10 protein-coding genes are annotated in these 13,650 nt (G+C 53.9%); 2 read left to right on the top strand and 8 right to left on the bottom strand.

Annotated elements, in window-relative coordinates:
- From M2403_RS13475 to M2403_RS13460, 4 genes are all read right to left on the bottom strand, one after another.
- Complete coding sequence (locus M2403_RS13475; RefSeq protein ID WP_152325366.1) at positions 1-972, bottom strand: TerC family protein; 972 nt, start codon at positions 970-972, stop codon at positions 1-3.
- A gap of 294 nt (positions 973-1,266) precedes the next feature.
- Positions 1,267-2,013: a glutamine amidotransferase gene (locus M2403_RS13470; RefSeq protein ID WP_152325249.1), complete on the bottom strand. Its 747-nt coding sequence runs from the start codon at positions 2,011-2,013 to the stop codon at positions 1,267-1,269.
- Between the two features lie 26 nt (positions 2,014-2,039).
- Positions 2,040-3,026, bottom strand: coding sequence for a Gfo/Idh/MocA family protein (locus tag M2403_RS13465; RefSeq protein WP_217153792.1), 987 nt, complete (start codon positions 3,024-3,026; stop codon positions 2,040-2,042).
- A 31-nt stretch (positions 3,027-3,057) separates the two neighbouring features.
- The gene (locus M2403_RS13460) at positions 3,058-3,564 is read right to left on the bottom strand and encodes a M48 family metallopeptidase (RefSeq protein WP_112286754.1); all 507 of its coding nucleotides are present in this window, start codon (positions 3,562-3,564) and stop codon (positions 3,058-3,060) included.
- A gap of 171 nt (positions 3,565-3,735) precedes the next feature.
- On the opposite strand from M2403_RS13460, the gene rlmG reads away from it, so the two are divergent.
- The gene (rlmG, locus tag M2403_RS13455) at positions 3,736-4,887 is read left to right on the top strand and encodes a 23S rRNA (guanine(1835)-N(2))-methyltransferase RlmG (protein ID WP_152325247.1); all 1,152 of its coding nucleotides are present in this window, start codon (positions 3,736-3,738) and stop codon (positions 4,885-4,887) included.
- A gap of 60 nt (positions 4,888-4,947) precedes the next feature.
- On the opposite strand, the gene M2403_RS13450 is transcribed toward rlmG, so the two are convergent.
- A complete protein-coding gene (locus M2403_RS13450) occupies positions 4,948-6,984 on the bottom strand; it encodes an NADPH-dependent 2,4-dienoyl-CoA reductase (protein ID WP_259229507.1) in 2,037 nt (678 codons plus the stop codon).
- 395 nt (positions 6,985-7,379) lie between these two features.
- Here M2403_RS13450 and M2403_RS13445 point away from each other — a divergent pair, with 395 nt between their 5' ends.
- Positions 7,380-8,246 carry a crotonase/enoyl-CoA hydratase family protein gene (locus tag M2403_RS13445; RefSeq protein ID WP_152325245.1) on the top strand — a complete coding sequence of 289 codons (867 nt, stop codon included), beginning with the start codon at positions 7,380-7,382 and terminating at the stop codon, positions 8,244-8,246.
- A 29-nt stretch (positions 8,247-8,275) separates the two neighbouring features.
- Here M2403_RS13445 and pdeR read toward each other — a convergent pair whose 3' ends face one another.
- The 3 genes from pdeR to M2403_RS13430 form a co-directional block, all read right to left on the bottom strand.
- A complete protein-coding gene (pdeR, locus tag M2403_RS13440) occupies positions 8,276-10,294 on the bottom strand; it encodes a cyclic di-GMP phosphodiesterase (protein ID WP_152325244.1) in 2,019 nt (672 codons plus the stop codon).
- Between the two features lie 286 nt (positions 10,295-10,580).
- Positions 10,581-12,878: a beta-glucosidase BglX gene (gene bglX / locus M2403_RS13435; RefSeq protein ID WP_152325243.1), complete on the bottom strand. Its 2,298-nt coding sequence runs from the start codon at positions 12,876-12,878 to the stop codon at positions 10,581-10,583.
- Positions 12,879-13,259: 381 nt separating this feature from the next.
- On the bottom strand, positions 13,260-13,544 hold the full coding sequence (locus M2403_RS13430; protein ID WP_152325242.1) for a YjcB family protein: 285 nt from the start codon (positions 13,542-13,544) through the stop codon (positions 13,260-13,262).
- Positions 13,545-13,650: the final 106 nt, after the last annotated feature.

Below are 13,650 nucleotides of genomic sequence, written 5' to 3'. Positions count from 1 at the left end.
TTACGACTGCGCTTTGTTTTTACGGTCGTTACGACGGTTCACCCAGGTGTTGATGAGCAGGGTGATAATCAGAATCGACGCGATCACACCGAGCGAAATCCCTACCGGAATGTGGAACACATCCAGCAGCAGCATTTTGATACCGATGAAGATCAGGATCACCGCCAGACCGTATTTCAGCATGGAGAAACGTTCCGCCACGCCCGCCAGCAGGAAGTACATTGCACGCAGGCCGAGGATCGCGAACAGGTTAGACGTCAGCACGATGAACGGGTCAGTGGTCACGGCGAAGATGGCCGGAATACTGTCGACCGCGAAAATCACGTCGCTGAGTTCAACCATAATCAGCACCAGCAACAGCGGTGTGGCGAACAAGATACCGTTGCGGCGTACGAAGAATTTCTCGCCCTGCAGATCGTCGGTCATACGCATCTTACTGCGCAGCCAGCGGATCATCGGTTTCTCGCCCACTTCGCCGTCATCGTCTTTCGCCAGCGCCATCTTGATACCGGTGAACAACAGGAACGCGCCAAACACGTACAAAATCCAGCTGAATTGCCCCACCAGCCAGCTGCCGGCGAATATCATACCGGTACGCAGAACGATGGCGCCGAGCACGCCGTAAACCAGCACACGGCGTTGCAGGTTAGCCGGGATGGAGAAGTAGCTGAACAGGATCAGCCAGACGAAGACGTTATCCACTGCCAGCGCTTTTTCCAGCAGGTAACCGGTCAGGAACATCGTCGCCTTGGCATCTGCCACTTCACGGCCAAACTCGCCGTTCAGATACCACCAGAAGCCGAAGTTAAACAGTAATGACAGGCCAATCCACACCAGCGACCACATCGCAGCACTTTTCATGCTCATGGTTTGCGCGCCTTTGCGACCTTGTAACAGCAGGTCGAACGCGAGCATAATTATCACGACCACGGCAAAAGAGCCCCATAACATCGGGTTGCCAACGGAGTTCATCATTGCGGTATCCTCGAAAAAACATCAAAAAAAAACGGCCAGCGTCGGAAGACGTTAGCCGCTCTCTCTGAGCTGTAAGCAAACCTCGCCTTCCGGCAAGGTCTCACTTACAACGAGATGTATTCATGAAGAATACAGATCTGGTTGCCCGGTAACCGGGTGGCTGAGACGGCGCTAAGCGCGGGTCCAGACACCGTAATGACGATTATCCGACGAAGAAGTTACTCCCCTTTGCAGCTCGCAAATTAATGCAAAATGTGTCGAATGTCAAACATTCAGAAACATTATGGGTCATTATCCCGCCAGTGCCTGACGCTTACCGAGCGCCCCCACGAAGGAGAGCAGCAGCCCCTGACTGAGCGGCGTTTCGCTAAGTTGCTGAGCCTGATGAGCAAAGTCCACGCGATCATCTTCTGCAATGGAACCCAGCCATGACAGATACGTTTTCATCACCGCCAGACTGAACTCCGGATGGAACTGGGTGCTGACTGCATTCGGGCCGTAACGCAGGATCTGATGCGGATCATGCTGCGTTTTCGCCAGCACCGTCGCCGTGGCGGGCGGCGTAATAACGGTTTGCAGATGGATCAGATTGGCCGCGAACTGCGCCGGAAGCTGCGACACCAGCGGATCGAGATGTCCCGCAGGCGTCAGCGTGACTTCATGCGTGCCAACTTCAATGCCCTGCGGATGGTAATCCACCTCGCCGCCCAGCGCATACGCCATCAGCTGATGGCCGTAGCAGGCACCGAACATCGGTAATTCCTGCAACATGCCCAGACGTACCCAGTCGGCGGCTTCTTCGCTCCACGCCAGATGTTCCGTCACCATGCTGCGCGAACCGGTAATGATGGCTCCGCAATAGTTTTCCGGCGGCAGCGGACGTTCGCCCGCCTGCAAATCCACAATCACTACCTGCTGCGGATCGATATCCCCCTGACGGATAAACATCTGCGGGAAGTTATCGTGCGCGCGGCGGATGGGCTCCGGCGCGTGGCCGGTTTGTAAAATCAACAGCGGTTTCTGACCGGGTGCTATCATCTGTTACTCCCGTGACCTGCGGAACATTAAGGCTGATTATCGGCCGGAAACACCACACCGGTCTGACGACGGATTTCCGTCAGCACTTTGGCGGTGATGCGCGAGACTTCCAGCCCCGGGTGCGCGACGAACTGGTTATCGACCAGAATCGCAAAAGTTTCTGCTTCATACAGCATGGTATTGATGTGTTGTGGCTGCGTCAGATCCAGCTTCTGGCCGCCGCGTGGCGTCAGGGTGAGCGTCTGGCATTCTGACAGTTTCTCCATCTGCAACGTTCCTTCTTCGCCCTGAATTTCACTCGGCAGAAGGGAATCACTGATTTTAGAATGGTTAATCACCACTTCGAAATCATCCGCATAAGACAAAATCACCGTGCCCTGACCGTCGACGCCGCTTTCCAGCAGGACGGCGGTGGCGGTCACGGATCCCGGCTCGCCAAACAGCGAAATGGCGCTCGCCAGGCAGTAATAACCGATATCCATAATCGACCCGTTAGAAAACGCCGGGTTGAAAGTATTCGGGTTTTCACCGGCCAGATAGCGCGGATAACGTGATGAATACTGACAGTAATTCAGAATGGCTTTGCGCAGCGTACCGATACGGCTGAGCGCGCCTTTCATGTGCAGGAAATTCGGCAGATAGGCGGTTTTAAACGCTTCGAACAGCACCACGTTATTTTCTTTCGCGCAGGCAATCAGGCTTTCGGCTTCTGCCAGATTTGAGGCCAGCGGTTTCTCGCAAATCACGTGTTTTTTATGGCTGAGAAACAGCAGGGATTGCGGACAGTGCAGGGAATTCGGGCTGGCGATGTAGACGGCATCAATTAAGTCAGACGCGGCCATTTCTTCAAGGGAATCAAAATAATGCTCAACCGGATAATCCTCGCCGAGCTTTTTAGCGCCTTCCAGCGTGCGGGAGTAAATCGCGGTCAGTTTCATCTTACCGCTTTCGTGTGCGGCATCAATGAAACGCTGGGTGATCCAGTTGGTGCCGACGACTGCAAAGCGAATCATATGTATTCCCTATAGATAAGTGGATAATTCATTATTGATATAACTTGCCGAATATTTCGAGATGCGTCAGATACATGCGCGTATCAAATTCTAACTGATGATAGTCCGGCGTCATGTGGCAGCAAAGGCTGTAGAACGCTTTGTTATGTTCTTTTTCTTTCAGGTGCGCGAGTTCGTGAACCACGATCATTTTGAGGAAAGCTTCCGGCGCGCTTTTAAAAACGGTGGCGACGCGAATTTCCGCTTTGGCTTTCAGTTTGCCGCCCTGAATGCGGGAAATCGCCGTATGCAGGCCCAGCGCATGCTTCATCACGTGGATTTTATTGTCATAAGCCACTTTGCTTAACGGCGACGAACTGCGCAAAAACTGGTTTTTCAGGTCCAGCGTATACTGATAGAGCGATTTGTCAGTGGTCAGCTCGTGCGGCTCGGGGTATCGCGTCAGCAACACTTTACCTAAACGTTCCTGTTCGATTAACTGGCGCACCTGAGCCTGAAGATTCTCGGGATAGCCTTGCAGATAGGTCAATTCAGGCATAACTGTTTGCTTTGTCTCTTATTGACGGGGAAAAGATGCCATACCGGTAAGCGGGGTTTTCGTTACGATCGCGCCAGTCCGGCAGATAAACCCCTTTTTAACTGAAAAAACGTTTTACTGATAGACCAAATTAAGGGATAAACAGCGCAAATTGAATATTGAGGAGGGCCAATGAGCCAATTTGAAACCGAAACAGGTGGTCAGTTATTGCAACTGCGTCTGGAACGTTATCCGCTGGAAGAAGCGGCAACGCAGTTGCAGGCATGGGAAGCGGCTGATGAGTATCTGCTGCAAAACCTGAACACCGGCGCGCTCAACGGCCGTCCGCTGCTGATTTTTAACGATGCGTTTGGCACGCTGGCCTGCGCCTTGCAGCCATACAATCCGACCAGCATCAATGATTCTTTCATGAGCCAGCTGGCGATGCGCCATAACCTGCGCATTAACGGTTTTGACGAAGACAGCGTGGCGGCGCAAAGCAGTCTGGTGCCGTTGCCGATCAATCCGGGTCTGGTCATCATCAAAGTGCCAAAAACGCTGGCGCTGCTGGAACAACAACTGCTGGCGCTGCGTGAAGTCGTCACGCCGGACACCCAGATTATCGCCGGTGCCAAAGCCCGTGATATTCACACCTCGACCTTGCAGCTGTTCGAGAAAATCCTCGGCCCGACCAAAACCAGTCTGGCGTGGAAAAAAGCCCGTCTGATCCATTGCGAAGCAACGTTGCCTGCGCAAACCGCTGAACCGGTGATTTCCGAATGGGCGCTGGATGACAGTGAATTCCGTATCTCCAACCATGCGAACGTGTTCTCACGCGGCGGGCTGGATATCGGCGCGCGCTTCTTCATGCAGCATTTGCCGGAAGGCATCGAAGGCCGCATGGCAGATCTGGGCTGCGGCAACGGCGTAATCGGCATGACCGCGCTGGCGCTGAACCCGGATGCTGAAATGCTGTTCGTCGATGAGTCTTATATGGCGGTGGAATCGAGCCGGATTAACGTCGAAAACAATTTGCCGCAGGATGTCAGCCGTTGTCATTTCGAAGTGAACAACATGCTGGCGGGAGTTGAACGCGAAACCCTTCACGCCGTATTGTGTAACCCGCCGTTCCATCAGGGCACAGTTATCAGCGATGACACCGCGTGGCGCATGTTCTGCGACGCAAAACGTTGTCTGCAAACCGGCGGTGAACTGCGTATCGTGGGCAACCGTCATCTGGATTACTACCAGAAGCTGCGTCGTCTGTTTGGCAACTGCACCACTATCGCCACCAACCAGAAATTCGTGATCCTGCGCGCGGTGAAAACGGCAGCTCAGCACTGATTTAAGTCAGCCCCTATGAAAAAGCCGCTCTCGCGGCTTTTTTTTCGCCTGAATATTCGTTCAGATCTCGAGTGCCAGTTTCGTTCCCTGACCGATAGCGCGCCGCGCATCCAGCTCTACCGCGACGTCCGCGCCGCCAATCAGATGCACGGTTTTTCCGGCGTCCACCAACGGCTGATACAGCGCGCGCTGCGGCTCCTGTCCGGCGCAGATAACGATGTTATCCACTTCCAGACACACCGGTTCGCCATTCATGATGAGGTGCAAACCCGCGTCATCAATGCGTTCGTAACTGACGCCGCTTTGCATTTTTACGCCGCGCTGTAACAGGCTGGCGCGGTGGATCCAGCCGGTGGTTTTGCCCAGTCCTGCGCCGACTTTGGTGGATTTACGTTGCAGCAAAACAATATCGCGCGCGGCAGGTTCCGGCTGCGGGCCTTGTGGCGCAAGGCCGCCGCGATGCGTCAGTGTCTGATCAATGCCCCATTCTTGGCTGAACGTGCTGCTGCTCAGGCTCGGTGAAGGGTCGTTGTGGATGAGGTACTCGGCGGTATCAAAACCAATCCCGCCCGCGCCGATAATCGCCACCCGCTGGCCGACCGGTTTTTTATCGCGCAGGACGTCGAGATAAGTCAGTACGCGCGGATGATTGATCCCCGGTATGTCCGGCAGGCGCGGCGAAATTCCGCAGGCGAGGATCACTTCGTCATAACCGTTTAGCTGGCTGGCATTCACGGTTTCACCGAGGCGTAGTGTGACGCCCAGCAGTGTCAGCTGGCGCGAGTAGTAGCGCAGCGTCTGATAAAACTCTTCTTTGCCGGGGATTTGTTTGGCGACGTTAAACTGGCCGCCGATTTCAGTATTGGCGTCAAACAGCGTGACGTGATGCCCGCGGCTGGCGGCAGTTGTCGCAAAGGCCAGACCGGCCGGGCCAGAGCCGACCACGGCCAGGCGTTTGAAATGCTGCGCACGTACGACCGGCATTTGTGTTTCGTGGCAGGCACGCGGATTCACCAGGCAGGATGTCACTTCGCCCGCAAAAATCTGATCCAGACAGGCCTGATTGCAACCGATGCAGGTGTTGATTTCGTCCGCACGGCCTTGCGCGGCTTTCTCAACAAATGCCGGATCGGCGAGGAACGGGCGCGCCATTGAGACCATATCGGCGCAGCCTTCGGCGAGAATTTTCTCCGCGACGTCAGGGTCGTTGATGCGGTTAGTAGTGATGAGCGGGATGCTGACTCTGCCCATGAGTTTTTGCGTCACCCAACTGAATGCGCCGCGCGGCACCATTGTGGCGATGGTCGGAATGCGTGCCTCGTGCCAGCCGATGCCGGTATTGATAATGCTGGCCCCGGCCTGTTCGATGCGCTGCGCCAGCATTTCGACTTCCTGCCAGTCCGAGCCTTCCTCCACCAGATCCAGCATCGATAAGCGGTAAATAATGATGAATTCCTCACCGCAAATCTGACGCACACGCCGGACGGCTTCCGTGGCGAAACGCATTCTGTTTTCCACGCTGCCGCCCCAGCGGTCGGTGCGCTGATTGGTGCGGACGGTGAGAAACTGATTAATCAGATAGCCTTCTGAGCCCATGATTTCCACGCCGTCGTAGCCAGATTCTTTCGCCAGACTGGCGCAGCGGGCGAAATCCTCCAGCGTCGATTCAATTTCTTCTTCGCTCAGGGCATGCGGCGTAAAGCGGTTAATCGGCGCCTGAAGGGCAGACGGCGCGACGGGGTGAGGCTGATAGCTGTAACGGCCGGCGTGCAGGATTTGCAGCGCAATTTTACCGCCCGCGTCGTGAACGGCCTGCGTCACCACGCGGTGATGCGTGATGTGTTCCTGCTCCGCCAGAACCGAACCGCCTTGATAAACGACGCCCCGGGCATTCGGTGAAATCCCGCCGGTGACAATCAGCCCGACGCCCGCCGCCGCGCGTTCGGCATAAAAGGCCGCCAGACGCTCCGGCCCGTCTTCCAGCTCTTCAAGGCCGGTGTGCATGGATCCCATCAGCACGCGGTTTTTCAGCTGCGTAAAACCTAAATCCAGGGGCGCCAGCAGGTGCGGATAAAACGGCAACGCGCGTTCAGTCATGGAATTCTCTTAAGTGGTCGGATGAGATAATTTCAATTTAGCGTCTGGCAGGGCAATTGGAAAGTTAGCGCGCAATGATTGTGATAGGCGTCACTCTGAGGCTCTCGCTGAGAGTTAATTAACTATTGCGTATATTATTAAGGTGGGCTCTTTAATTAGCCGGGTTATTAAGGCGACCGGTAAACACCAGGTTGTAGCAGATAAAATAAATATTTCTTTGTTTTTACACAATATTGATTATGCGCAGGTTGTTTATTTTTAACATTTTTTTCCTGAGTCGTTACGACTAGGATTATTTTTATAAAAGGATCTCGAATCGATTCAGTTCGGGTTAGAGCTGGACTAGGCTGGAGCTGCTTCACCCTAAAAATTCATTTCTAACCTGGATATATACTATGAATCTTAATGACCATACAGCCTGCCGCCCGTTTACCGAAGCCGGGCATTTGTCCCAGATTGCAGCCTATTATGAGGAGGGCCGTAATGTCATGTGGATGATGCTCAGGTCTTATCCACGTCCTTGTTTTAATCAGGAGCTTATTGAAGACATCATGACGCTGACTTACGCCGCGAAGGCATCGGGGCTGCGTTTTGATTTTTGGGTGACCGGATCGCTTGTGCCCAATATGTACAACGTGGGGGGTGATCTGAGTTTCTTTGTTGAAGCCATCATCAATAACAAACGTGAGGCCTTACGTTCGTATGCCCGCGCTTGTGTTGACTGTGTCCATGCGGCGGCGCGGGGCTTTGATGTTGGCGCAATCAGCTTGTCGATGATCGAAGGCACCGCGCTGGGCGGCGGATTCGAGGCGGCGCTGGCGCATCATTACGTTCTTGCACAGAACACCGCGCGCATGGGGTTCCCGGAAATTGCGTTCAACCTGTTTCCGGGAATGGGCGGTTACTCGCTGGTATCGCGCAAAGCCGGAATGAAACTGGCGGAGGAGCTGATTTCCACCGGCGAATCGCATACGGCGGAGTGGTTTGAAAGCCGCGGTCTGGTGGATGTTTTGTTCCAGCCCGGCGAAGGCTTCAACGCCACGCGTACTTTCATGGATGTCCTGAGGCCAAAACTCAACGGGATCAGGGCGATGATCCGGGCGCGTCAGCGCGTGTTGCAGCTGTCCCGTTCAGAGCTGATGGATATTACGGAAGATTGGGTGGATGCCGCATTTACGCTGGAGGAGAAGGATCTGAGTTATATGGAGCGTCTGGTCATGCTGCAAAACCGGCACACCGCATCATTGCGTAAAACCGGTTAATAACAGACAGAAGCAGCCCGTCACTGGCGCTATTTCTGTTTTGCTTTATGTTTAAAAACATTGGGTGAAGCAACTCTTTTTTCCTCAAGCCAGTGCTCCAGCTCAATCGCGGGCATTGGCTTGGCGTAAAGAAAGCCCTGTTTGCTGTCCACACCGATTTCATCCACCAGCTTTTCTTCTTCAGCCGTTTCCACACCTTCCGCGACCACCGTCAGTTGCAGGGTTTTTGCCACCGCGACAATAGCCCGGACCAGCGCCTGTGAAACCGGATTGTCATTGATTCCACGAATAAAACTCTGATCCAGCTTGATGCAGTCGAGCGGAATACGCGCCAGTTGCGACAGCGAGGAATAACCTGTACCGAAATCATCCAGATGCACTTGCGCACCCAATTTATGCAGCTGATTAATCATGGTAACGGCAGCGCTTTCATCTTCCACCAGGCAGCTTTCTGTCAGCTCGAAATCAAGCATGCAGCCTTTCATTCCGGCTTTTTTCATCGCATCAGACAGCGTGGTGATGAAGGAACCGTTGTTAAGCTGGCGACCGGAAAGATTCACCGCAACGCGCAGGTTCAGACCTTTTTTTTGCCATTCTGTCGCCTGACGCGTCGCCGTTTCAATGACCCATTTTCCGATGGGAGTAATCAGGCCGGATTCTTCGGCGTAAGGGATAAAGCTTTGCGGCTGGATCAGCCCGCGTTCCGGCGAATTCCAGCGCAGCAGCGCTTCCACGCTTTGCACGGTGCCATAAAGCGAGACTTTCGGCTGATAGTGCAAAACCAGCTGATCCTTTACGGCCAGCGCTTTACGCAGATGGGTATCCAGCCACATGTATTCTGAGGCTTTTTCATTCATGTCCGGCGAGAAAACGCAGTGCGCGTTTTTGCCTTTTTCCTTTGCCACATACATGGCGGTATCGGCGTTTTGCAACAGCGTATCGCCGTCAGTGCCGTGTTCCGGGCAAATCGCAATCCCGCCGGAACAGCCGGTGTAGACTTCAATCAGCCCGATGCGGAAGGGTAAGCCCAGACGGCGCAACACGCGCTGGCTCAGTGCTTCGAGCGTGTCGATTTCGGCATGCGTGCTGAGAATAATGAATTCATCGCCGCCTAAACGCGCGAGCTTATCGTTGGGCGACAGGCAATCCTGAATCGCATCTGAAACCGCGCGCAGCAGATGATCGCCAAACATATGCCCGTAGGCGTCGTTGACCTTTTTGAAGTTATCCAGATCCAGATAAATCAGGCCGACTTTGTCCTCACCGCGCTCTTTCAGCGCCTTTGCCAGCGATTCCTGCAAGGCGTTGCGGTTAGCGAAACCGGTGACTAAATCGGTGTTGGCCAGAACGCGTAAACGCTCCTGCGCCTTGCGTTCATCGGTAATGTCGGAACCGGAGCAAATGAGATATTTTTGCTGTTTGCCGCTGCCGCTGTGGACAAATTTATTGCGAAACAGGAACAGCCGCTGACCTTTAACCGTATTGATCCAGCGTTCGACTTCATAGGATTGCTGATGCTGAAAAAAACCGTTGATGTTCTGGCGCGACGCCAGACCTTCTTCCATCGACATAAACAGGTCATAGGCGCTGCGCCCGATGACATCTTCTTCGCGCAGGCCAGTATATTCTTCGCTTAAGCGGTTGAAACGATGGATTTTTCCTTCCTGATCGATAATCACGATGACCGAGTTGGCCTCAGACACCACCTGCTCGGCGAACGTCAGGCCGACTTCCAGATCGTGCGCGACGGATTCAGTATCCTGATAAGCCGACGCGGTGCCTGCCCAGGCTTTGCTGTCAATTTTGCGGCCCACCAGATACAGGCGAACGGGAGATCCGAACAGCGTGATATCGAGTGTGAAACTTGAGGTGATCCCGGTCAGTTGCCTGATTTTTCCTGCCTGCCATTGGGTCAGGGAAATCGCGACGTTGACGATGCCTTTCTCAGCGGACAGCTCCAGTGCATTGCTGTCGGAACCCAGCCGCCAGTAGGGGCGGGGTGTGCCGAAATGTAGGTACAAAATGGAGGCATCTTGAGAATCGACCATGAAATGTTTCTCCGCAAAGAACGCTATACGCCGCCAGTGTGGCGACAGGGCAACAGTCAGCACAGACGGAGCTTACTCTGTTCAGCACATTCGCAACGCTCCGTAACGAACGGATAAAGGGCGAGGGCGCGTAACACATTGAATTTAAGGTTAGCAACTGTCGGTTAGATATCCAGTCGCCAGGCAGAAATTACTGCTCAGAAGAGGCGGGTGCCGTTACCGGTAACCCGCCTGTGCGAGACTCAATTTCAGACTTCACGCCGGGCTCCAAACAGAGCCCGGAAAATCATTTCAGCAGGAAGCTGGTTTGTTTCACGTCCTGAGAATCTAAACCTACGAATACGTTGAACTTTCCGGGTTCAGAAGCCCATTTCAACTTGTCGTTGAAGAAACGTAAATCCTTTTCATTGATCGCAAATGTAACGATTTTCTCTTCACCCGGTTGCAGGGTGATCTTTTCAAAATTCCTCAGCTCTTTAACCGGGCGGCTGATTGAAGCTGCGACGTCCTGAAGATACAGCTGAACCACCGTTGCGCCGCTGACTTTACCGGTGTTTTTCACCGTCACGCTGGCGGTCAGCGGGTGTTTGGCATCCATGGTGGTAGAAGACAAACTCACGTCAGACACGCTGAAACGGGTGTAGCTCAGGCCATAGCCAAACGGGAACAGCGGACCATTGGTGATATCAAAATAGCGGGTGGTGTATTTGTCCGGATGCTGCGGATTAAACGGACGCCCGGTATTCAGGAAGCTGTAATACAAAGGAATCTGGCCGACAGCGCGCGGGAAAGTCATCGGCAGTTTGCCGGATGGATTGTAATCGCCAAACAGAACGTCGGCGATCGCATGGCCGCCTTCGGTACCGCTGAACCAGGTTTCCAGCATCGCATCAGAGATTTCGTTTTCCCACGTCAGCGTCAGTGGGCGACCGTTCATCAGCACGATAACCAGCGGTTTTCCGGTGGCTTTCAGGGCTTTCAGCAGGTCGCGCTGGCTTTGCGGAATGTTCAGCTCAGAACGGCTGGAAGCCTCGTGCGCCATGCCCTGTGCTTCACCGACCACGGCCACCACGACATCGGCTTTCTCAGCAGTTTTCACCGCTTCGTCGATCATGTCCTGTGGTTTTCTCGGGTCGTTGATCACCTGTTTTTCGTAGGAATTGAGGAAATCGACCATTGCCTGATCGTCGGTGACATTTGCCCCGCGCGCGTAGAGAACGGTGCCTTTATCGCCGAGCACATCTTTCATGCCCTGCAATACGGTCACGGCCTGATCGGCTTTACCGGCGGCAGACCAGCTGCCCATCACGTCACGTTTGCTGTCAGCCAGCGCACCGACCACGGCGATGGTGCCTTTCTTCGCCAGCGGCAATGTCTGGTTGTTATTTTTCAGCAGAACCAGAGAAGTGCGTGCGACTTCGCGCGCTTCGCTGCGGTGCAGGCGGCTTTCGGCATTGGTGTCGGCCGGGTCGCTCGACTGTGGCCCTAAATGGCGGTACTCATCGACAAACAGGCCCATGTCCCATTTGGCGGCCAGCACGTCACGCACGGCGCGATCGATATCCTGCTGGCTGACCAGACCGTCGGCGAGTAATCCTTTCAGATACTTACCGTACATGTTGTCGGCCATGTCCATATCCACGCCCGCTTTCAGCGCCATCGCGGCGGCCTGGCGATCGTCTTCGGCCACGCCATGTTTCACCAGCCCGCCAATCGCGCCATGATCGCTGACGGTCAGGCCTTTAAACTGCCAGTCATCGCGCAGAATGTCTTTCAGCAGCCAGGTATTGGACGTCGCCGGGATCCCGTTAACGCTGTTGAGCGCAACCATCACACCACCGGCACCGGCATCAATTGCGGCTTTGTACGGCGGCATGTAATCGTTGAACATGCGGGTCAGGCTCATATCGACGGTGTTGTACTCGCGGCCACCTTCGACCGCGCCGTAGAGCGCGTAGTGTTTCACGTTAGCCATGACGGCATCGGGTGCAGAGGGATCTTTGCCCTGGAAGCCGGTGACCATTTCGTGCGCGAGGCGTGAGGTCAGATAAGTGTCCTCGCCAAAGCCTTCGGACACACGGCCCCAGCGCGGATCACGGGTGATATCCACCATCGGCGCGAAGGTCATGTTCAGGCCATCGGCGGCGGTTTCCACGGCAGCGATATGTGCGCTGGTGAAGACGGCCTGCATATCCCAGCTGGCGGCGAGGCCAAGGCTTATCGGGAAAATCGTGCGCTGTCCGTGGACAACGTCATAGGCATAAAAAGGAGGAATTTTCAGACGGCTGTTTTTGACTTCATCCTGCATACGGCGGATGTCTGGCTTCGTGACCGTATTAAATACCCCGCCGACTTTACCGGCCTGAATATCCGCCATGATGGCTTCTTTTTTATAATCCGGACCAACGGTGACCAGATTCAGCTGACCAATTTTTTCATCAAGGGTCATTTTCTTCATCAGATCGGCAATGAACGCGTTGCGTTCTTTTACCTGATCCTGCGGGATACCCGTTGTTTCAACGGCGAGTGACGAGGCAGAGCTTACCAGTAACACTAACGCGCCAAGCACGTGATGCGTATTCATCGGAATTCCTTCAGCCATAAGCAGGGGTGCCAAAATAGTGGAAATTCAGCAGCCTGAAGCAAACAAAACAATGATCATTCTGGGAAAAGTATAGTGTGAGAATCTAATACGACCGTTCAACTATTAGCAATGAATAGTTTAGGGCGTTCGCACATTATCTTTTTATCCTTCGGGACAGTGCGCAATTTACAGGTAATCATGCAGATAGGTACAAAAAGACAGTCGATGCATCCCGCAAATTTTAAAATTTAGGATTAGATGAGGGAACGGTGCGCAAATAAGCGACAAAATCGCGGCAGGGTGAAAGAAAAGGCGAAATAAAGAGGGCAGAACATGACGTTCTGCCCTCTTTAAATCGTAAATACCGATCAGAGAATAAGATTAATAGTAGTAAGACATATCGGTAGGGGTTTTGCTCATGACGTCAAAGAACACCTCTTTCGTCGTGGACCAGAACTGAGCAATCGCCACGGCGTTATAGCTCATTCCCATCAGGCTCATCACGAAGAAACAGGTGACGGTGAGGCCGATACCACTGCAAACAAACGCCATGGTATTCCGGCTGGACTGGCGGCAAACAATATTAAGCTGGCTGGTGCAGAACATTAAAAAGGCGCTCAGCAGTTCCCAGCGCATCATGATGAATCCGGCAGTTAAAGTACCCATCAATATAAATCCTTACTCACTACAGCCGTTTGCACGAAGCCAAATCAGCCTGAAGGCTGCTACCGCTGGTTGGCAATGGGCTTTACTGAAGAAAATGGTGAAGTTA

The organism is Rahnella sp. BIGb0603 (assembly GCF_024808755.1).
Classification (GTDB): domain Bacteria; phylum Pseudomonadota; class Gammaproteobacteria; order Enterobacterales; family Enterobacteriaceae; genus Rahnella; species Rahnella contaminans.
This window is presented reverse-complemented; position numbering and strand designations above follow the sequence as displayed.

Bases quoted from the DNA above. Each gene is read 5' to 3' on its own strand.
- M2403_RS13475 (WP_152325366.1), bottom strand. From the start codon at position 972: ATGAACTCCGTTGGCAACCCGATGTTATGGGGCTCTTTTGCCGTGGTC.
- M2403_RS13470 (WP_152325249.1), bottom strand. From the start codon at position 2,013: ATGATAGCACCCGGTCAGAAACCGCTGTTGATTTTACAAACCGGCCAC.
- M2403_RS13465 (WP_217153792.1), bottom strand. From the start codon at position 3,026: ATGATTCGCTTTGCAGTCGTCGGCACCAACTGGATCACCCAGCGTTTC.
- M2403_RS13460 (WP_112286754.1), bottom strand. From the start codon at position 3,564: ATGCCTGAATTGACCTATCTGCAAGGCTATCCCGAGAATCTTCAGGCT.
- rlmG (WP_152325247.1), top strand. From the start codon at position 3,736: ATGAGCCAATTTGAAACCGAAACAGGTGGTCAGTTATTGCAACTGCGT.
- M2403_RS13450 (WP_259229507.1), bottom strand. From the start codon at position 6,984: ATGACTGAACGCGCGTTGCCGTTTTATCCGCACCTGCTGGCGCCCCTG.
- M2403_RS13445 (WP_152325245.1), top strand. From the start codon at position 7,380: ATGAATCTTAATGACCATACAGCCTGCCGCCCGTTTACCGAAGCCGGG.
- pdeR (WP_152325244.1), bottom strand. From the start codon at position 10,294: ATGGTCGATTCTCAAGATGCCTCCATTTTGTACCTACATTTCGGCACA.
- bglX (WP_152325243.1), bottom strand. From the start codon at position 12,878: ATGAATACGCATCACGTGCTTGGCGCGTTAGTGTTACTGGTAAGCTCT.
- M2403_RS13430 (WP_152325242.1), bottom strand. From the start codon at position 13,544: ATGGGTACTTTAACTGCCGGATTCATCATGATGCGCTGGGAACTGCTG.